This window comes from Pseudomonas sp. PS02290 (assembly GCF_029960075.1).
Taxonomy (GTDB): Bacteria; Pseudomonadota; Gammaproteobacteria; order Pseudomonadales; family Pseudomonadaceae; genus Aquipseudomonas.
Map to the genome: position 1 here is coordinate 1 of NZ_JASCOY010000059.1, position 18,060 is coordinate 18,060.

Annotated in this window: 13 protein-coding genes, 1 tRNA gene and 1 pseudogene; 7 read left to right on the top strand and 8 right to left on the bottom strand. The window is 60.4% G+C overall.

What is annotated here, in order from left to right; genetic code table 11:
* Positions 1 to 82: 82 nt before the first annotated feature.
* Positions 83 to 2,005: a phosphodiesterase DibA gene (dibA, locus tag QMX88_RS20765; protein WP_282372097.1), complete on the bottom strand. Its 1,923-nt coding sequence runs from the start codon at positions 2,003 to 2,005 to the stop codon at positions 83 to 85.
* A gap of 177 nt (positions 2,006 to 2,182) precedes the next feature.
* Between dibA and desA the strand changes: the two genes are divergently transcribed.
* Positions 2,183 to 3,367: a delta-9 fatty acid desaturase DesA gene (desA, locus tag QMX88_RS20770; protein WP_133775675.1), complete on the top strand. Its 1,185-nt coding sequence runs from the start codon at positions 2,183 to 2,185 to the stop codon at positions 3,365 to 3,367.
* Between the two features lie 139 nt (positions 3,368 to 3,506).
* Positions 3,507 to 4,484: a GGDEF domain-containing protein gene (locus QMX88_RS20775; RefSeq protein ID WP_282372098.1), complete on the top strand. Its 978-nt coding sequence runs from the start codon at positions 3,507 to 3,509 to the stop codon at positions 4,482 to 4,484.
* 27 nt (positions 4,485 to 4,511) lie between these two features.
* Here QMX88_RS20775 and QMX88_RS20780 read toward each other — a convergent pair whose 3' ends face one another.
* From QMX88_RS20780 to gabD, 3 genes are all read right to left on the bottom strand, one after another.
* Entirely contained in the window at positions 4,512 to 5,735 is a 1,224-nt protein-coding gene (locus QMX88_RS20780) for an HDOD domain-containing protein (RefSeq protein ID WP_282372099.1), read from the bottom strand.
* A 162-nt stretch (positions 5,736 to 5,897) separates the two neighbouring features.
* A complete protein-coding gene (gabT, locus tag QMX88_RS20785; protein ID WP_282372100.1) occupies positions 5,898 to 7,178 on the bottom strand; it encodes a 4-aminobutyrate--2-oxoglutarate transaminase in 1,281 nt (426 codons plus the stop codon).
* 194 nt (positions 7,179 to 7,372) lie between these two features.
* On the bottom strand, positions 7,373 to 8,815 hold the full coding sequence (gabD, locus tag QMX88_RS20790) for an NADP-dependent succinate-semialdehyde dehydrogenase (protein WP_282372102.1): 1,443 nt from the start codon (positions 8,813 to 8,815) through the stop codon (positions 7,373 to 7,375).
* 364 nt (positions 8,816 to 9,179) lie between these two features.
* On the opposite strand from gabD, the gene QMX88_RS20795 reads away from it, so the two are divergent.
* A tRNA-Arg gene (locus QMX88_RS20795) sits at positions 9,180 to 9,256 on the top strand.
* Between the two features lie 218 nt (positions 9,257 to 9,474).
* Positions 9,475 to 9,714 (top strand): type II toxin-antitoxin system RelB/DinJ family antitoxin, encoded by a 240-nt coding sequence (locus tag QMX88_RS20800; protein WP_282372104.1) that lies wholly within the window; start codon positions 9,475 to 9,477, stop codon positions 9,712 to 9,714.
* Positions 9,715 to 9,771: 57 nt separating this feature from the next.
* Here QMX88_RS20800 and QMX88_RS29815 read toward each other — a convergent pair whose 3' ends face one another.
* The 3 genes and pseudogenes from QMX88_RS29815 to QMX88_RS20810 all read right to left on the bottom strand — a co-directional run bounded on the left by QMX88_RS29815 (position 9,772) and on the right by QMX88_RS20810 (position 12,844).
* Positions 9,772 to 10,644 carry a methyl-accepting chemotaxis protein gene (locus QMX88_RS29815; protein ID WP_442969482.1) on the bottom strand — a complete coding sequence of 291 codons (873 nt, stop codon included), beginning with the start codon at positions 10,642 to 10,644 and terminating at the stop codon, positions 9,772 to 9,774.
* Positions 10,627 to 11,676 (bottom strand): annotated as a pseudogene (locus QMX88_RS29820) (methyl-accepting chemotaxis protein); the annotation flags it as partial. The gene QMX88_RS29815 and the pseudogene QMX88_RS29820, both read right to left, overlap by 18 nt.
* Positions 11,677 to 12,217: 541 nt before the next feature.
* Positions 12,218 to 12,844 (bottom strand): TetR/AcrR family transcriptional regulator, encoded by a 627-nt coding sequence (locus tag QMX88_RS20810; protein WP_282372107.1) that lies wholly within the window; start codon positions 12,842 to 12,844, stop codon positions 12,218 to 12,220.
* Between the two features lie 115 nt (positions 12,845 to 12,959).
* Between QMX88_RS20810 and QMX88_RS20815 the strand changes: the two genes are divergently transcribed.
* From QMX88_RS20815 to QMX88_RS20825, 3 genes are all read left to right on the top strand, one after another.
* A complete protein-coding gene (locus QMX88_RS20815) occupies positions 12,960 to 13,880 on the top strand; it encodes an NmrA family NAD(P)-binding protein (RefSeq protein ID WP_282372108.1) in 921 nt (306 codons plus the stop codon).
* Positions 13,877 to 15,031 (top strand): epoxide hydrolase family protein, encoded by a 1,155-nt coding sequence (locus QMX88_RS20820; RefSeq protein WP_282372109.1) that lies wholly within the window; start codon positions 13,877 to 13,879, stop codon positions 15,029 to 15,031. The genes QMX88_RS20815 and QMX88_RS20820 overlap by 4 nt, the downstream gene beginning before the upstream one ends.
* A 317-nt stretch (positions 15,032 to 15,348) precedes the next feature.
* Entirely contained in the window at positions 15,349 to 16,479 is a 1,131-nt protein-coding gene (locus QMX88_RS20825) for a mechanosensitive ion channel family protein (protein WP_282372111.1), read from the top strand.
* Positions 16,480 to 16,528: 49 nt separating this feature from the next.
* On the opposite strand, the gene QMX88_RS20830 is transcribed toward QMX88_RS20825, so the two are convergent.
* A complete protein-coding gene (locus tag QMX88_RS20830; protein ID WP_282372113.1) occupies positions 16,529 to 18,016 on the bottom strand; it encodes a YdgA family protein in 1,488 nt (495 codons plus the stop codon).
* Between the last annotated feature and the right edge of the window lie 44 nt (positions 18,017 to 18,060).

Here is an 18,060-nt window from a genome sequence, read left to right on the forward strand (position 1 = left end):
CCAAAAGGCATTTGCGCCTGAGGCTGGCCGGGAACGACCGAGAAAGCGGTTCTGAACGTGTGGCGCGCGCCACACGGCTGTGTCAGGCAGAGACAAACACCGGCGCATGCTGCCAGTTGATCTGTTCCGCCGGCATGGGGCGCGCGAACCAATAGCCCTGCCCCAGTTCGCAGTTGTGCTTTAGCAGAAAACCGGCCTGACTGGCCTGCTCAATGCCTTCTGCCAGCACGCGCATGCCCATGGCGCGCGCCAAGGCAATGATGGCGTTGACGATCGCGATGTCGTCATCGTCGTCCGGCAACCCGGCCACAAACCCTTGATCGATTTTCAGTTTTTGCACCGGCATGCGCTTGAGCCGCAGCAGGGACGAATACCCCGTGCCGAAATCGTCGATGGACAGTTTCAGACCCAGATCCCGCAGACGGTGCATCTGCTCGATGGCCTGATCAGGGTCGTCCATGATCGCGCTTTCGGTCACCTCAAGCTCCAGAAACTCCGGTGCCAGACCAGTTTCGTTCAGCACCTTGGCCACCCGGCGATCAAGATCACCGCGACCGAACAATCGGCTGGACACGTTGACGGCGACGAAGGCGATATTTACACCCTCCGCCAGCCACTCGCCCATCTGCCGGCAGGCTTGGGTCAGCACCCAGTTGTCGATGTCGGCGATCAGCCCGCTTTGCTCGGCGATGGGGATGAATTCACCCGGCGAGACCATGCCGCGCGCGGGGTGCTGCCAGCGCACCAGTGCCTCGACGCCCTCGATGCAGCGGCTGTGGAGGTTATGGATCGGCTGATAAAACACCCGCAGCTCGTTTTCCTCGACGGCCTGTCGCAGCTCGGCCGCCAATTCGACGCGGCGCTGGGCGTGGGCGGTCAGTTCAGCGGTGTACATCGCGTAGCTTTCACGGCCTTGATGCTTGGCCTGTGACAGCGCGGCGTCGGCATTACGCAGCAACTGCTCGGCGGTCAGCGCATCCTGGGGAAAGATGCTGATGCCGACGCTCGCAGTCAGAAACAGCGATTGCCCGCTGACCAGAAAAGGCTCGCGCAGCCCTTCCAGAATGCTCTGCGCCAGTTCGGCGGATTGCGCGACCTGCTGGGCATTTTCGAGCAGAATCGCGAATTCGTCGCCGCCCAGCCGCGCCAGCGTGACGCCCTTTTCCAGATGGATTTGCAGCCGCTCGGCGGCGGCTTTCAGCACTTCGTCCCCAGCGTTGTGGCCAAGGCTTTCGTTGATGTGCTTGAAGTGATCGAGATCGACGAGCAGAAGCGCCAGGGTGCGTTTATTGCGGCGTGCGTGGGTGTGAGCCTGCTCGGCACGGTCGGTGAACAGCAGGCGATTGGGCAGACCGGTCAAAGGATCGTAATGGGCCAGATGCGCCAGCTCTCGCTCGGAATGCTTGATCGAAGAAATATCGGAAAACACGGCGACGAACTGTGTGATTTCGCCTTCCTCGTCCCGGATCGGACGAATGCTCTGCCACTGCGGGTAGATCTCGCCGCTTTTACGCCGGTTCCAGATCTCGCCGCTCCACTGCCCGGCGCTGAGGATGGTCTTGAACATCCGTTCGTAGAACTCGGGGCCATGGCGGCCTGACTTGAACGTGCTCGGCCGCAAACCCACCACTTCGTCCTGCTGATACCCGGTGATCTCGCTGAAGGCACGGTTCACGTGGACGATCACGCCCGTGGCATCGGTGACCAGCACGCCTTCCAGCGTGGTGTCGAATACGGCCGCTGCCAGTCGCAGGCGCTGCATGTCCTCATGCCGGCGCGCCAGCTCGGTGACGCCCATGAATCGCAGCAGCCGCGAGCGAGCCAGATAGATCAGCACTGCGCTGACGGCCAGCCAGAGATAACCGCCGGTCTGTTGCGCTCGCGTCAGCACGGTCGCGTCCTCGATCAGCCGCGGCAGTAAATAGTCACTGATCGCCAGCCACACCATCGACAAAAGCCCGTACAACGTTGCGGTGCGTAGCGCATCCCGGGTGATGCTCGACATAGAAAGAAACAACCTTGCGAAAGTTGGAAATTATAGAACAAGAAACATCTTGCGACGCTTCTCTGAAAGACCGACTGTTTTTATCTGTGAGCTAAGTGATAATGCCCGCTTCTGTCTCAGGGTCTGCTCAGGCGGATCCGTACATTGCACGCGTAACAACCGAGGGCAACTCAGCCTATGTGGAACAACGGTCTGCTCGACCTTTCCGTCTGGCAATTGGTCGCAGTCACCCTGGCGATGACACACGTCACCATCGTCGGCGTCACGGTCTATCTCCATCGCTATTCAGCGCATCGCTCCCTGGAACTCAACGCAGGGCTCAAGCACTTTTTCCGTTTCTGGCTGTGGCTCACCACGGCGCAGAACACCCGCGAGTGGACCGCTATCCACCGCAAGCACCACGCCAAATGCGAAACCGTCGATGACCCCCACAGCCCGGTCATCAAGGGTCTGTCGACCGTGCTGCGCAAAGGCGCCGAGCTGTACCGCGCCGAAGCGGAGAACCCCGAGACGCTGCGCATCTACGGCAAAAACTGCCCCGAGGACTGGATCGAGCGCAACCTGTATTCGCGCTATCCACTGCTAGGCGTCGCGCTCATGGGCGTGATCGATCTGGCGCTGTTTGGCGTCATCGGCATCACCGTCTGGGCGATCCAGATGATGTGGATTCCTGTATGGGCGGCGGGCGTGGTCAATGGCCTCGGCCATGCGGTCGGCTATCGCAACTTCGAATGCCGGGACGCTGCCACCAATCTGGTGCCCTGGGGCATTTTGATCGGCGGCGAAGAGCTGCATAACAACCACCACACCTACCCCAACTCGGCCAAGCTGTCGGTCAAGCGCTGGGAGTTCGACATGGGCTGGGCGTGGATCAAAGTGTTCAGCTGGCTGCGCCTGGCGAAAGTGCAGCGGGTCGCGCCGATCGCGCACCGTGTGGAAGGCAAAGGCCATCTGGACATGGACACGGCGATGGCCATCCTCAATAACCGTTTCCAGATCATGGCTCAGTACCGCAAGCTGGTCATCGCGCCATTGGTCGCGCAGGAACTGGCCAAAGCCGATGCCTCCGTGCGTCACCAGTTCCGCCGCGCCAAACGCCTGCTTTCCCGCGAGCCAAGCCTGCTGGAAGACAAGCATCAAGCGCGCATCCAGACCATGCTGGAGCACAGTCAGGCACTGAAAGTGATCTACGAAAAACGCCTGGCGCTGCAGCAGATTTGGGCAAAGACCAGCAGCAATGGTCACGACATGCTGGCGGCCATCAAGGACTGGGTCCACGAAGCGGAAGCCAGCGGTATTCAGTCGCTGCGTGACTTCGCCGATCAGCTCAAAACCTACTCGCTGCGGCCTCATCACGCCTGATGCCGTTGATCGGTGACCATTCGTCCGAGTGGCACCGATCGGAACTTAGTGCCATTACTCCTATCTCATTAACACCTTCGCACTATGCTGTGTGACATGTTGTGGCATGCGCCGCACCTTATTCCGAGATGCAGTGCTCATGGACAACCAGACTTCCCACGTTGAGACCCCCGCCGCAGCAGAAACCCTTCTGGCGCTGATGCATGCCCAGGCGGAAGTGGCGCGTCTCAGCGAGCGCGAGCAGTTGTTCAGTTCTCTGCTGGTCAGCGTGAACGCCGTGTTGTGGGCGTTCGACTGGCAGACGCAACGCATGATCTATGTCAGCCCCGCCTACGAGCGCATTTTCGGCCGTTCCGCCGGTTTGCTGCTCGCCGATTACAGCGAGTGGCGCGACAGCATCTACCCCGACGATCTGGACTACGCCGAGCGCAGCCTGAGCGAAGTGCTTGAGAAGGGCTCCATCGAAGACCGCGAGTACCGCATCATTCGCGCCGACGGCCAGGTCCGTTGGCTGAGCGATAAGTGCTTCGTCAGTCATCAGGCCGAGCACAGCCAGCGCCTGATCGTGGTTGGTATCGCCGAGGACATCACCGAGAAGAAGCACCTCGAAGACGAGCTGCAGCGTCTGGCCACCACCGACGTTCTGACCCAGAGCAGTAACCGCCGGCACTTCTTCGAATGCGCCCAGCGGGAATTCGAGCAGGCCCGTTTACAGGGCACGCCGATGGCATTCCTGTTGCTAGACGTGGATGATTTCAAACTGGTCAACGACACCTACGGCCACCAGGAAGGCGATCTGGTGCTGCAGCGCATTGCCGAATGCGGGCGCAAGACGCTCCGTCGTGGTGATCTGTTCGGACGAATTGGCGGTGAGGAATTTGCCGCCGTGTTCCCGGGCTGTGCGCCGGAAATGGCCCAGCAGATTGCCGAGCGGTTGCAGCGGGAGATTCAGCGCCTGAGCTTTCAGTGCAATGACAAAACCTTCGGCATCACGGCCAGCCAGGGGCTTACCAACCTCGGCGACCAGGACCAGAGTCTTGAAGCGCTTTACGCACGCTCGGACGCTGCGATGTACCAGGCCAAGCGCCAGGGCAAGAATCAGATCGTGCTGGTGTAAGCCTGCTTTTCCGAATCCACATCCCGGCTAAGCCACCGTCTTGCTGCGCACCCCTTCCAGATCTGACCTGCTGACCTTCAAGAGCCGCGCCGATTTGCTTTTCGCCAGTGCCTCCAGCGGGTCTTCAAGTCCGAGTGATCCCATCTGTCCCGCCACATTCATCGCCAGGACTTCGCGAGTGAACACGCCGGTGTTGTATTGGTACACCGCCGCAATCAGCTCACGCAGCTCCAACGGCAAGCGCCAACGCGTCCGTAATGCCGAGCCAAACGAGGCCGAATACTGCGCCAGCGCGCGGCGAATGGTGGCCTCATCCAGCGCGCCGCCAGCGATCAGCCAGTCCTGCAGACAGCGCAACACCGTCAATTCGCCCAGCCCCCTGAGCAAGCCGGCGCAGTAACAGCGCTCGTGATTCAGATCCAGCTTGAGCGCCAGCGTCCGCGCACATTCGGCCGTACGTTGCGAGACATCCCAGATTTCGCTGGCTTGCAGCAGCAACGCTGCATCCGTGAGCACCGCGCCACGCTTGAGAGCGAGACCCTGAACCAGATTGACGCTCTGGGTACCGCCCAATACGGCGAGCGCCTGCCCCAGCGTCTGCACGGGCTTGCCTTGATGGTGGGACGCGCTGTTGGCCGCGGCGATCAACAGCGCGGTGACGTGGGGATCATGAGTCAACGCCTGTTCCAGCAACGTCAGATCAACGCCCGACGCCCCGCGACTGCTGGCCACCGCCGCGGCCACGTCAACGAACAGGGGTCCGCCGTCTGCGACTTCCCGGCGCTGTTCCAGAAACGCATCCAGCCCGACGCCCGGCGCCAGACCTGGCACCGCACAGGCAACCTGCGCACCGTCCTGCAACAGCAGCGTTTCCAGCCGTTGGCGCAGGCCTTCCAGGTTCAGGGGTTTGGTGAGGTAGGCCGTGGGCGCCAGCTGCACGGCTTCACGCACGCTGACGCTGTCGCTGCGACTGCTCAGCAGAATGAAACGAACCGGAGGCTGACGACGCAACTGCCGCAGCCCGCGCAGCAGGCTCAGCCCATCGACGCCCGGCAACTCGCGGGAGGCGATGACCAGGTCGGGGATGTACCCGCTCATCCGCTCGATGGCCTCTCGGCCGTTGGAACAGATGTCCAGCTGCGCGTCACAACGCACATCCAGGACCAATTCGTTGAGCATCTCGCGGGCCCAAGGGTCCGATTCAGCGATCAACACGCGGGGAACGGCTAGCGCCTCTACAACGGTCATCATGACTCTCCGGCATCAGTCTCTTCACCATAGTCAAAGACTGCGCAGGGATACAAACCGAAAGAGAATTTCCTGACGTCAAAAACAAAAAAACCTGCCGAAGCAGGTTTTTTCTGACGAAGCGGTCACATTTGATCAAACGTGCCGCAGCTCATCGGCATGAAGTCAGGCGATTTCAGCGAAGCATTCTTCGATGATCTTCAGGCCTTTGTCCAACTGCTCGTCCGGCGAGGTCAGCGGGACCAGCACGCGCAATACGTTGCCGTAGGTGCCGCAGGACAGCAGGATGAGCCCCTTGTCACGGGCCTTCGCGATCACTTGTGCGACGGCAGCAGCGTTCGGCTTGTGGGTGTCGCCATTCTCGAAGCACTCGACGGCGATCATGGCGCCCAGCGCGCGAACTTCGCCGATGACCGGGTACTTGGCCTGGATGGCGCGCAGGCCAGTAACCAGACGCTCGCCCACTGCCTTGCAGCGATCGAGCAGGTGCTCTTCTTCGAACACTTCCATCACCGCCAGCGCAGCCGCGCACGCGATCGGGCTACCCGCGTACGTGCCGCCCAGACCGCCCGGGGCGATGGCGTCCATGTATTCGGCCTTGCCGCACACGCCGGCCAACGGGAAACCACCGGCGATGGATTTGGCGAAGGTGGTCAGGTCGGCGGTGACGCCCATCTGTTCCATGGCGAAGAAGGTGCCGGTACGGCCAGCGCCGGTCTGTACTTCGTCAGCGATCAGCAGAATGCCGTGCTTGTCGCACAGTTCACGCAGACGCGCCATGAACGCCTTCGGCGCGACATAGAAACCGCCCTCGCCCTGCACCGGCTCGATGATGATCGCGGCGATGTCTTTTGGCTCGGCGTCGTTCTTGAAGATGCGCTCGATGCTGGCGATCGAATCGTCAACGCTGACACCGTGCAGCTCGTTCGGGTAGATGGCGCGGAAAATACCGCCCGGCATCAGGCCCATGCCGGCCGAGTACGGCACGACTTTACCGGTCAGACCCAGGGTCATCATGGTGCGGCCGTGGTAGGCGCCGGTGAAGGCGATGATGCCTGCACGGCCTGTCGCGGCGCGGGCGATCTTGACGGCGTTTTCAACCGCTTCGGAACCGGTGGTGACCAGCAGGGTTTTCTTGGCGAAATCGCCCGGGACCTTGGCGTTGATCTTCTCGCACAGCTCGACGTAGGGCTCGTACGCCAGCACCTGGAAGCAGGTGTGGGTCAGCTTGGTCAGTTGCTCTTGCACAGCGGCGACGATTTTCGGGTGCAGGTGACCGGTGTTCAGTACCGCAATACCGCCCGCGAAGTCGATGAACTCATTGCCTTCGACGTCGGTGACGGTGGCGTTTTTCGCGGACTCAGCGAAGATCGGGTGAATTTGACCAACGCCGCGTGGGACAGCAGCTTCGCGGCGTTTCATCAGGGATGCGTTAGTTTTGCTCATCATTTCCTCATTCGCCGCTCATCGGGCGGCGCGGTTCAAGGATCAAGCAGCGGGGGTCAACAGCAACAGCATACGATGATCGACTGTCGCGGCCTCCCGGCCACCCATAGGTTGGTGCCACTGAAACCTGCGAAACGGCGCTCTCGCGTCCCGCAGGTTGTAGAACAGTTACTTCACTCTGCCGCTCAGCCGGTTCAAATGCTGAGGCAGAGGTATTTGATTTCCAGATAATCTTCGATGCCGTACTTGGAGCCTTCACGGCCAAGACCGGACGCCTTGATGCCACCGAACGGCGCCACTTCGTTGGAGATCAGACCGGTGTTGATGCCCACCATGCCGTACTCCAGCGCTTCCGCCACGCGGAACACACGGCTCAGGTTCTGCGCGTAAAAATACGACGCCAGCCCGAACTCTGTGTCGTTTGCCATGGCGATCACTTCGGCTTCGTCTTTGAAGCGGAACAGCGGGGCCAGCGGGCCAAAGGTTTCTTCCTTGGCCACGGCTGCGTTTTTCGGCACGTTGACGAGGATAGTCGGTTCGAAGAAATTGCCTTCCAGGCTGTTGCCGCCACTCAGCACTTTCGCGCCTTTGCTCAACGCGTCAGCGATGTGTTCCTTGACCTTGGACACGGCCTTTTCGTCGATCAGGGGGCCGGTGGTGGTGCCTTCCGCCAGGCCATCACCCACTTTCAGCTTGGCGACGGCAACCTGCAGCTTCTCGGCGAACGCGTCGTAGACCGCGTCCTGCACGTAGATGCGGTTGGCGCACACGCAGGTCTGGCCGTTGTTGCGGTACTTGGAAATGATCGCGCCTTCAACGGCCTTATCCAGGTCAGCGTCGTCGAACACGATGAACGGCGCGTTGCCACCCAGTTCCAGCGACACCTTCTTGATGTCGTGGGCGCATTCAGCCATCAACTGGCGACCGATCTCGGTCGAGCCGGTGAACGACAGCTTGCGCACGATCGGGTTGCTGGTCAGCTCGCTGCCGATGTCGCCGGCGCTGCCGGTCACCACGCTGAACACGCCAGCCGGGATGCCCGCGCGCTCGGCCAGTTCAGCCAGTGCCAGTGCGGAATACGGGGTTTGCGAAGCGGGCTTGAGCACCATGGTGCAGCCTGCCGCCAGCGCCGGGCCGGCCTTGCGGGTGATCATGGCGGCGGGGAAGTTCCACGGCGTGATCGCCGCAGTCACGCCAATCGGCTGCTTGAGGACGATCAGGCGTTTGTCCGGCTGATGGCCCGGAATCACGTCGCCATAGACGCGCTTGGCTTCTTCAGAGAACCATTCGATAAAGGAAGCAGCGTAAGTGATTTCGCCTTTGGCCTCGGCCAGCGGCTTGCCCTGCTCCAGGGTCATCAGGCGACCGAGGTCGTCCTGGTTTTCAATCATCAGCTCGAACCAGCGACGCAGCTTGGCGCCACGCTCTTTGGCGGTCAGCGCACGCCAGGCCGGCAGCGCCTTGTCAGCGGCTTCGATGGCGCGACGGGTTTCAGCAGCGCCCATCTTCGGCACGGTGCCGAGAATCTCGTTGGTCGACGGGTTGTTGACCTTGATGGTCTGGCCACTGTCGGCATCAGCCCAGGCGCCATTGATGTACGCCTGCTGGCGGAACAACTTCGAGTCTTTGAGCTGCATTGCGGCCTCCTGAACAGCACCGCGCGCGGCGGGGCGAATGGTTGTGTGCGGGCGCCTCGACCGAGGCCGCCGCCGGATAAGACTGTCGCCGGCCCTTGTTGGAGAATAGAAGAAAGGCCGGGCGGGGCGTTTGAAATCTCAAACGAATCCTAGGGACAACAGGGTTAAAGGACAATAGTGCGTTCGAAAAAAAGAACGGGTGGGGCTTGGGGTGGGGGTTAATCGGATGAGCGTAACTGGGGGATGCGTATGCGGTCATCATGCGCGGGTGCCTAAGCCGTTGGATATGGTCCCACTAAATTGTGAACGGCGGGTCATCGGCATGGACGCACGAGGGCCAGATGAGTATTATGGCGCCCGCATTGCACCTGTAGCTCAGCTGGATAGAGTACTGCCCTCCGAAGGCAGGGGTCATGGGTTCGAATCCCGTCAGGTGCACCATTATTGATTCCAGTTCGCGCAATGCGTTCTGGAAATCCGCTACAGACGAAGAAGCCCGCCATTGAGCGGGCTTTTTTGTACCTGAGCGTTCGTAAAAGGTGTCCGGCTCAATCCCACGCTAGATCTATCCTCAAAGGTACGCGCTATCCGTCGCACCGCCTTGCCAACGATGGACGATGCATCTGCCGTAACGACACTTGTCTTTACGAGCTCAAACTATGGCTTCCATTAATGTTCGCGTCGACGACGAACTCAAGGCTCGCGCCTACCGAGAGCTGGAGCGTCTAGGCGTTACTCCGTCCGACCTTATCCGCCAAGCCCTGCAGTACGTCGCCGAGCGTGGTCAACTCCCGTTCCGGCCGGTCCTCCTCACTCAAGAAGACGAAGCGTTGATCTCCGTGGCGCGCGAGCGCCTTGCCGCGCCGCAGCGCGTCAAGGTTTCGCTTGATGAGTTATAGGCTGGAGTTTGATGCTCCCCGATCTCCCAGTGACTGGATGATCATCTTCCCAGCCGCTCACACCACAAACTTACTCACCAACCCCTGCAAATGCACACCCAAACGCGCCAGTTCGACGCTTGACGCTGCTGTCTGTTCACTGGCGGACGCGGTCTGTTCGGAGATGTCCCTCACACTGAGAACACTGCGGTTTATCTCTTCAGCCACTGCGCTTTGCTCTTCAGCGGACGCCGCGATTTGCTGGTTCATCGATTCGATGGTTGAAATGGAGCGACTGATGTTTCCAATCGAAGCGCCCGCATCACGCGCCAGCTCGACGCTGTTGTCAGTCAGAAGGCGGCTGTTTTCCAGCGTGGTCGCAACCTGTGCGGTTCGGCTGTGCAGACCACCAATCAATGTCGCAATTTCTTCGGTCGACGCTTGTGTGCGCTGCGCCAGGCTTCTCACCTCGTCCGCAACCACCGCAAAACCTCGGCCGGCTTCGCCAGCGCGCGCCGCTTCGATGGCGGCATTGAGTGCCAGCAAGTTGGTTTGCTCGGCAACGGCCTTGATCACGTCGAGCACGCCGCCGATCTTGTTGCTCTCTTGCTTGAGCTCATCCATCGCGGTTTTCGAATAGCCGACTTCTGTCGCGAGTTTTTCAATCTGGAGCACTGCCTTGGCGACAACTGCATCACCATCGCGGGCTTCTTTGGAGGCGCTGACCGCTGCATCCGACGCCTGCTCCGCGTTCCTCGCCACTTCCTGAACCGTGGCGGCCATTTGATTCATGGCTGTTGCGACTTGGTCGGTTTCGGTTCGCTGACTATTGACCCCTGCGCTGGTCTGCTCGGTGACTGCGGACAACTGTTCGGCAGCGCTCGCAATCTGAGTGACGCTATCACGCAGGCCACCAATCAACTGCCGCAGGTTGGTGGTCATTCTGTGCATGCTGGCTTGCAGCAGGCCCAGCTCGTCACGCCTTTGCGTCACTTCGCTGTACGTCAGATCGCCGTTGGCGACTCGATCAGCCAACTGCAGTGCTTCGCGAAGCGGACCCACGATGAGGCGGGTGATGACCCATGCAGCCAGTGCGCTGATGATGAGCGCAATGCTGAGCCATATGATCAACATCTTATTGGCTTGGCCCACATCCTCAATACGCAGCGAAACCTGGTTCTGCGCCAACTGATCGGCGGAAGCCAGCAGGACTTCGATGTTTTTGGTAATACCTGCCTGGCCCTGGTTAATGGCGGCCTGTGCTTCCGAAAACTGGGCAATGGCAGCCTGGTATTTATTCAGTGAAGCCTGGAAGCCTTTGATGGCATCAGGTTGAAATCCAGCGGCTTGCAGGGATTGGGCGTTGTTTACGGCCGCAGCGATTGAAGCGTTCGCCAGCTGCTGCGCGTCAGGCTTTAGCGTGAAGGTGTACCCACGCACATCAAAGCGCATTTTCTGAAAAAGCGTCAGCGCTTGCCCGATGGCATCTCGCTGTGCGGCCGTGCCCTCGGGCGAATTGGAGAGCGTGTCCAAGCGCAGCAGCACCTCCAATGCCTCATCGGCGGCGCTGCCAGACACGGCTCGGCTCGCTTCGCGCGTATGGCTCGCATTGATGATGTCGTTGTAAAAGCCCTTGTAAACCGTCATCGCGGCGGTCGCGGTTTTAACGTGGGGAATATTGAGCTCGGAGTCGAGTATTTCGCGCAAATACGCCAAATGACTGTCGAGGTTGTCATAGGCTTTTAGCCAGGTGGCAGCGTTGGCGTCGTCAGAATTCTGGCCGTAGACCAGCCGGGCGATGCGCATGTCCCGCGTCAGCGTTGTGAGCTTCGCGATGTCAGACACGCGCTCACTTCGCTCGCTGAGTGAGGAGATGCCTGTCCAACCCGTGAGGGCAATAAGCACAGTGAATATGATCACCAGGGTGAAGCCGAGTACGAGCTTCGACCTGACAGTCATGTTGATTAATATGTTCTTTAGCATGGCGCCCTCTGAAGTTTTAGGTATTCACATAGGAGAGGGCCACTCCATGCCATTCCTACAGCATTAAACTTCGGCCTGCCGCAAAAAAACTTTAGGAAAAAATCGTCCTTTCATACACTATCGGCGCTATAGGTTACTTGCTTCGCGGTATCTATTCCGGACGAAAAGTTCAAACTATTTTGCTTGTTTTTTCGTTGTCCGATGGAAGGTCGCCTGAGTCAGAGGCTGGAGATCAATTCCGGTCTAGAGGTCACGGCTGCTGCTTACTACGAACCCGCCCCCCAAGGATTAGGCCTTCCAGGGCTGAGTATTTAGCGATAGCGCTATCGATGGATGGGAACAGTTTCAGCCCACTACTAAAGACAGTTGTTCTTTTTATTCAGCGCGGATAATGCCACCCCGCTGGCAACTTTGCACTTCGATATAGGGTGCCGTCATAGTGAAAGATTCAGGGCTTGCGCTGATTACCGCTAAGTGACCGCCACTTAAAATTCTTTACCGTTCAGAACCATTGTTTGGTGAACCGATAGAAACCAAACACTCATTCCAGCAGACCGACGGCTTGAACCAACTTCAGCCCCCACTCCACTCGTTCGGGAATGGCTTGAGTCAGCTGCTCCCGGTCTCCACCCAGCAGCGCTCTGAGCTGATGGGGCGCGAACACCAAGTCGATGAATTGAAGGGCCAGCGCATCAGGATCCGAGGGTTGATCCGGGCCCGCCATGATGGCGGAACGCACTCTGGTGAATCCGCCTTCCCACCCGATTCGATTCACTTCGGCAGCCAGCAGCGGGGTCCGACTGGAAGTGGCTATCACCAGGCGCATCATGGCCAGGGTATCGGGTTGCAGCGCATGTTCGAGGATGCCATGGCCCACATGCCTCAGGCGGCCTTGGAGCGGGAGCGCGGGAATCGCCTCGGCAGGCACCAGCAAAGTCGCTACGTGGCGCCGCACCACGGCTTCGAACAACGCCTCTTTATTGGCATAGCGCGCATAGAGAGTGGCTTTGCTGGCGCCTGCCGCCCGGGCGATGTCTTCGCATGAAGTGCCCTCGACGCCTTTGGCCAGAAAGCGCTGCAGCGCAGCATCCAGCAATCGACGCTCGGCCTCGCCCGCCTGACTTTGCCTGGGCCTGCCGCCTTTGGATTTGGTCGTGATCAACGTCATGGCCGGCAACTTACCGACCTCTTGTTTGCGCGTCAACTAAACGGTAACGTTCAGTTAAATCGGCGCAGGCAGCCGGCGCTCTTCACCCCCTTCACACCGACCAGGAAGGCTCTTTGTGGATCACACTACTGCTTCACCGATTGTGGTTGCTGGCGCATCAGGAGACTTGGGCCAACGCCTGGTCCGGGCGCTGGTTGAGCGCGGCGCCCATGTCATCGCACTGGTTCGACCAGGCACTGAACAAGCCCGGTTGACTGGTCTACCCAGCAGCGGCGTCACCGTCACGCCCGTTTCCCTGGATGACGCTCGGGGCCTGCGCGGTGCCATCGTCGGCGCGGGTTGCGTGGTGTCCACGCTCAACGGCCTGGAGGAGGTGATCATCAAGCAGCAAGGCAGGCTGTTGGAGGCCGCTGTCGCTGCTGGGGTGCCCAGGTTCATTCCCTCGGATTATTCGCTCGACTACACCCATACTCGCCCTGGCGACAACCGCAACCTGGACCTTCGCCGACGCTTCGCCACCCAGCTCGATACAGCCAACATCGCCGTTACCTCAATCCTCAACGGTGGGTTTCTGGAACTGCTCGAAGGCGACGCGCCTATCGTGCTTCCCGGCCGCCGAGTGCTGCATTTCGGCGATGCGCAACAGCTACTGGACTTCACTGCCAAGGACGACGTAGCCGCCTTTACCGCCGATGCCGCGCTTGATCACAACACGCCGCGTTTCCTGCGCATTGCCGGCAACAGTGTGTCGCCTGCGCAGATTGCCAACATCCTGACCGAGCTGACCGGGCAGCATTACCGCACCCTGCGCCCCGGGAATATCGGCACGCTGTCCGCCCTTATCTCCGTGGTGCGCGCGCTTACTCCTGCCAGTGAAAAGCCATTCCCCGCCTGGCAAGGCATGCAATACCTGCGAGACATGATGAGTGGGCGCGGCAAGCTGCTCAATCTGGACAACGATCGCTATGGCCAACGTGAATGGGCATCCGTCCGTGACACACTGGCCCGTACCCACGTGCAAGGGACCAACCCATGACCCACCCTGTCGAGTCCTTTCCCCTTCATATCCCCCAGACACAACTCGACGATCTGGCCCAGCGCCTAGCGCAAACCCGCTGGCCTGACCCAGAAACCGTCTCCGACAACAGCCAGGGGCCCAGGCTTGAGCGTATTCGCGCGCTGGTCGAGCGCTGGCGTAACGGCTATGACTGGCGCGCCACCGAAACCCAACTCAACCAGTGGAACAGCAGCCGGACCGAGATCGACGGCCTTGGCATTCACTTTCTTCACATACGCTCGCCTCACCCTGACGCCCTGCCCTTGCTGATGACCCACGGCTGGCCAGGCTCCATTCTGGAGTTCAGGGCGATGATTGGGCCTCTCACCGACCCGACCGCCCATGGCGGCGAGGCCAGCGACGCGTTTCATCTGGTGATCCCGGCGCTTCCGGGTTTTGGTTTCAGTGATAAGCCACGTTCGCCGGGTTGGGGCGTGGGTAAAACCGCTGCGGCCTGGGCGCAATTGATGGACCGCTTGGGATATGGCCAGCGCTGGGCCGCCCAGGGTGGGGATTGGGGGGCGGCCGTGACCAGCGCACTTGGGCACATGCGTCCGCCTGGTCTGGTCGGCATTCACCTGAACATGGTCATGTACCAACCCACTGAAGAGGAGATCGCGCAGGCCACCCCTGAAGAGCAGCGCATGTTGGCCGATGCGCAACACTATGAGCGGGAGCTGCCCGGTTACATGAAGGTGCACAGCACCCGGCCGCAGTCGATAGGCTTCGCCCTGTCGGATTCGCCCGTTGGCTTGGCGGCGTGGGTTTACGCGCTGTTTCAGGACGCTTCCGACAGCGACGGGAAGCCCGAGCGGGTCATCGAGCTCGATGCGCTGATCGACGACATCATGCTGTATTGGCTGCCTAATGCGGGACCCAGCTCGGTCCGTTTCTACTGGGAAGGGATGCGCGAAATGCAGCAGCAAGGCCCTGCTACCGCCTTACCTATCCCGGCGGGGGTGAGCATGTTTCCAGGCGAGCTACTTCGCCTGTCCCGGCGCTGGGCCCAGGCGCGATTCGACGACTTGCGGTTCTTCGCTGAGGCCGAGCACGGCGGCCACTTCGCTGCGATGGAAAACCCGGCAACCCTCACCGCGCATGTGCGTGAGACCTTCCGTCTGCTGCGTTGAGAGCTTCGCTTTTGGGATTGAGCGGCGGTCGCGGACTGCCGGCATCTGGATGCAACGTGTGTAATAGACGAGCCTTCGCCATGGTGTTGCGAGCACGCAATGCCATGGCCGCTACAGCATGAGCCAGACATTCAGGCGTCGCCCGACATTAGCCTGAACTGGTCAGCGCATTCGACATGTAGTAAACGTGTCGGATGCTCTGGCTCGCTGATTCCAGCCCGTCACGATTTCAGCGGCGGCGGGTGGATCAGGGAACATTGAGCAACGAGGGAGCTCACACCTCTTGCCTTTGAACCGTTCTGTTGGTGACCCCCTCTATGGAACACGTACTCCCGGAAGCCTGGCTGAACGCGCTGCCGTCCCCGTGGCTCAATACCCTCGTGGCCGCCGCCGTCGCCATTGGCATCGCGCTGTTGGGGCGCTGGATTGCGCTGATATTGCTCCGTCGCGTCGCCAAGTCCTTTGTCTTCGCTCAACAGCTCATTCATCGTGCCGAGCCGCCGACGTTGTGGCTGATTCCACTGCTGGCCCTGCAAACGGTCTGGACCTCTGCCCCCGATGATCTGATGTTGATCAACGGCGTGCGGCATTTGAACGGCATGCTGGTGGTGGCCGGTTTCACCTGGCTGGCGTTGAGTTGCGTGAAGGCCATTGGCGAAGCGGTCGCGATCCGCAACCCGCTGGACATCGAAGACAACCTGCAAGCCCGCCGCATCCAGACGCAAGTGCGGGTGCTGGTGCGCTGCCTGAATGTGCTGGTGCTGTTGTTCGGCACCGGGCTAATTCTAATGAGCTTCCCGCCGGTGCGGCAGATTGGTACGAGCCTGCTGGCATCGGCAGGGCTCGCGGGTCTTGCCGCCGGTTTCGCCGCCAAGCCGGTGCTCGGCAACTTGATCGCGGGCCTGCAGATCGCAATCTCTCAGCCGATTCGCCTGGATGACGTGGTGATCGTCGAGGGTGAATGGGGTCGCATCGAAGAGATCAGCGGCACCTACGTGGTGCTGAAGATCTGGGATGAGCGGCGGATGGTGATTCCGTTGCAGTACTTCATCGAAAAGCCCTTCCAGAACTGGACGCGCAGCACGTCGAGTCTGATTGGCTCGGTGTTTCTGTGGGTAGATTACGCGTTGCCCCTGGAGGAATTGCGCGAGGAAGCGGAGCGGATCTGCAAGGAAATCCCGCACCTCTGGGATGGCCGCGTCTGCGTGCTGCAGGTCACGGACACCACCGATAAGGCGATGCAATTGCGGGTGTTGTTGAGCTCGGCGGATTCATCGCGCAGTTGGGATGCGCGATGCCACATGCGCGAGCGCTTGATCAGTTTTGTTGCCCGGCAATATCCGCAATGCCTGCCGCAACTGCGTGCGGAGATGTCTTCGCGCACCGTACAGCCAGAGCGCGAAGGCCACGAAGCGCCCACGGAAATCGCGCGCCAGCCGCCCGTCTGAAGACAGATAAGACCCAATTGCCCGGCCACCAGTGGTGGCCGGAACAGACTCACTGGCCGCCGCTGAACATTACGAACTTGCCCATCATCATGGCGGCAAACTGCTGCGCCGGCATCTTCACGCCATTGAAGTCCACCACATCGTTGGCGTAATGCAGGTTGGACACGACGTTGTCGCCCTCGACCTTGCCCACCTGGAACATGACCGCCATGCCGCCCACCGACTCTGCTGCTGCCTGCGCCTGTTGCGCGACGGCGGCGGGATCGGTCAGGCCGGCAGACTTGGCGCGCAGTGCGGCGAGGTCCTTGATCATCGGCTTGGAGAGCACCAGTTTGGCGTCCAGCTGGGTCAGCAACTGCTTGAGCAATTCCGCGCCCGGCTGATCAAGCGCCGAAGGGTTGCCCAAGTCCATCGACAGGTTGAACTGGCTCTCGCCGCTGGCTGTTTTCAGTGAAAGCTTTTCCAGCTCGATGTGTGGCTTGGCACTCAGCAGCTTACTGACTTCGGCCTGCACCAGCGCCTGATCAGCCGGGCTCAAATGTGGCGTGTAGGTTTCACCCACCGCCGCGGCGGCCTGGGCTTGAGGCTGCACTTTCTCCTGATAGATCTTCATCAGCGCCTGGGTTGAGGCGATGTCGAAATTGCCGAACTTCCAGAGCATCTGCATGGCGCCGATGTCGTTGCCATTGAAGCTGATATTGCCGATGTCGTAGCTCACCTGAGCATTCAGGTTGCCTTCCACTTCCTGCAACAGACTGGTGTTGACGAAGTCCTTGAGCTGAATGGCCGGCTGGCCCGCCGCCTGGAACGTGGCCGAGGCGATTTTCGCGTCGGTATGGCCCAGGTAGAAACCCGATTTGCCCTTGGTGCCACCGGTGTTGAAGGTGAAATCCTTGAGCGTCAGGTGCACCGGACCTTCTTCAGAAGTAGCAGTGACGTCGACGCTGCCCAGCACACCGTTGGCTTCAAGCTTCTGGCCATCACCCGAGCCCGAGGCATTCAGGGTGAAACCGGAAAACTTGAACGCGCCGGTCTGGTCGGTGAATTCAAAGGGGAGCAACTCCACACGCCCCAACGCGGCGCGGTCGTAGCCCATGCTGAAGTGGCCGGTCAGCGGCGGCTGGCCGTTAGTCATGGCAAACCATTTTTCGGAGAAGGCGTTCTTCTCGATCTGCACGTTGCTGGCGGCCATCACCGGCACCAGTTGCAGCGACTTCACGCGGCTCCACGGCAATGGCCCGTGCTCGATGTTGTCGACAAACAGCAGCTCGACCGGCTGCCCGTCATTGAATTTGGGGTCCTGGATGTTCAGCTTGTAGTGCGCAGTGCTGGTGAAGAAGTGGCGGTCCAGAGAAAGGAGTTCAACACTCGCCTTGCCTTCATGCCCGACGAAGGCGGCTTGAAGCTGCTGATTGCCTTGCTGGATGGCGTCGTTGAGCGCGCCTTCCAGCCGTTTTCCGGTGTACCAGGCGCCAGCGGTGACGAGGACGCCCGCAACCACAATGACGCCTACGGCGATGTTGACTGATTTTTTCATGTGTTGACTCGAAGATGTCCGTTCTTGAAGAGAGGTCTTGCCTT

Coding starts and splice junctions, on each gene's coding strand:
- gabD (WP_282372102.1), bottom strand. CDS start 8,815: ATGCAGCTCAAAGACTCGAAGTTGTTCCGCCAGCAGGCGTACATCAAT.
- gabT (WP_282372100.1), bottom strand. CDS start 7,178: ATGAGCAAAACTAACGCATCCCTGATGAAACGCCGCGAAGCTGCTGTC.
- QMX88_RS29815 (WP_442969482.1), bottom strand. CDS start 10,644: ATGCACAGAATGACCACCAACCTGCGGCAGTTGATTGGTGGCCTGCGT.
- QMX88_RS20810 (WP_282372107.1), bottom strand. CDS start 12,844: ATGACGTTGATCACGACCAAATCCAAAGGCGGCAGGCCCAGGCAAAGT.
- QMX88_RS20825 (WP_282372111.1), top strand. CDS start 15,349: ATGGAACACGTACTCCCGGAAGCCTGGCTGAACGCGCTGCCGTCCCCG.
- desA (WP_133775675.1), top strand. CDS start 2,183: ATGTGGAACAACGGTCTGCTCGACCTTTCCGTCTGGCAATTGGTCGCA.
- dibA (WP_282372097.1), bottom strand. CDS start 2,005: ATGTCGAGCATCACCCGGGATGCGCTACGCACCGCAACGTTGTACGGG.
- QMX88_RS20820 (WP_282372109.1), top strand. CDS start 13,877: ATGACCCACCCTGTCGAGTCCTTTCCCCTTCATATCCCCCAGACACAA.
- QMX88_RS20780 (WP_282372099.1), bottom strand. CDS start 5,735: ATGATGACCGTTGTAGAGGCGCTAGCCGTTCCCCGCGTGTTGATCGCT.
- QMX88_RS20800 (WP_282372104.1), top strand. CDS start 9,475: ATGGCTTCCATTAATGTTCGCGTCGACGACGAACTCAAGGCTCGCGCC.
- QMX88_RS20775 (WP_282372098.1), top strand. CDS start 3,507: ATGGACAACCAGACTTCCCACGTTGAGACCCCCGCCGCAGCAGAAACC.
- QMX88_RS20830 (WP_282372113.1), bottom strand. CDS start 18,016: ATGAAAAAATCAGTCAACATCGCCGTAGGCGTCATTGTGGTTGCGGGC.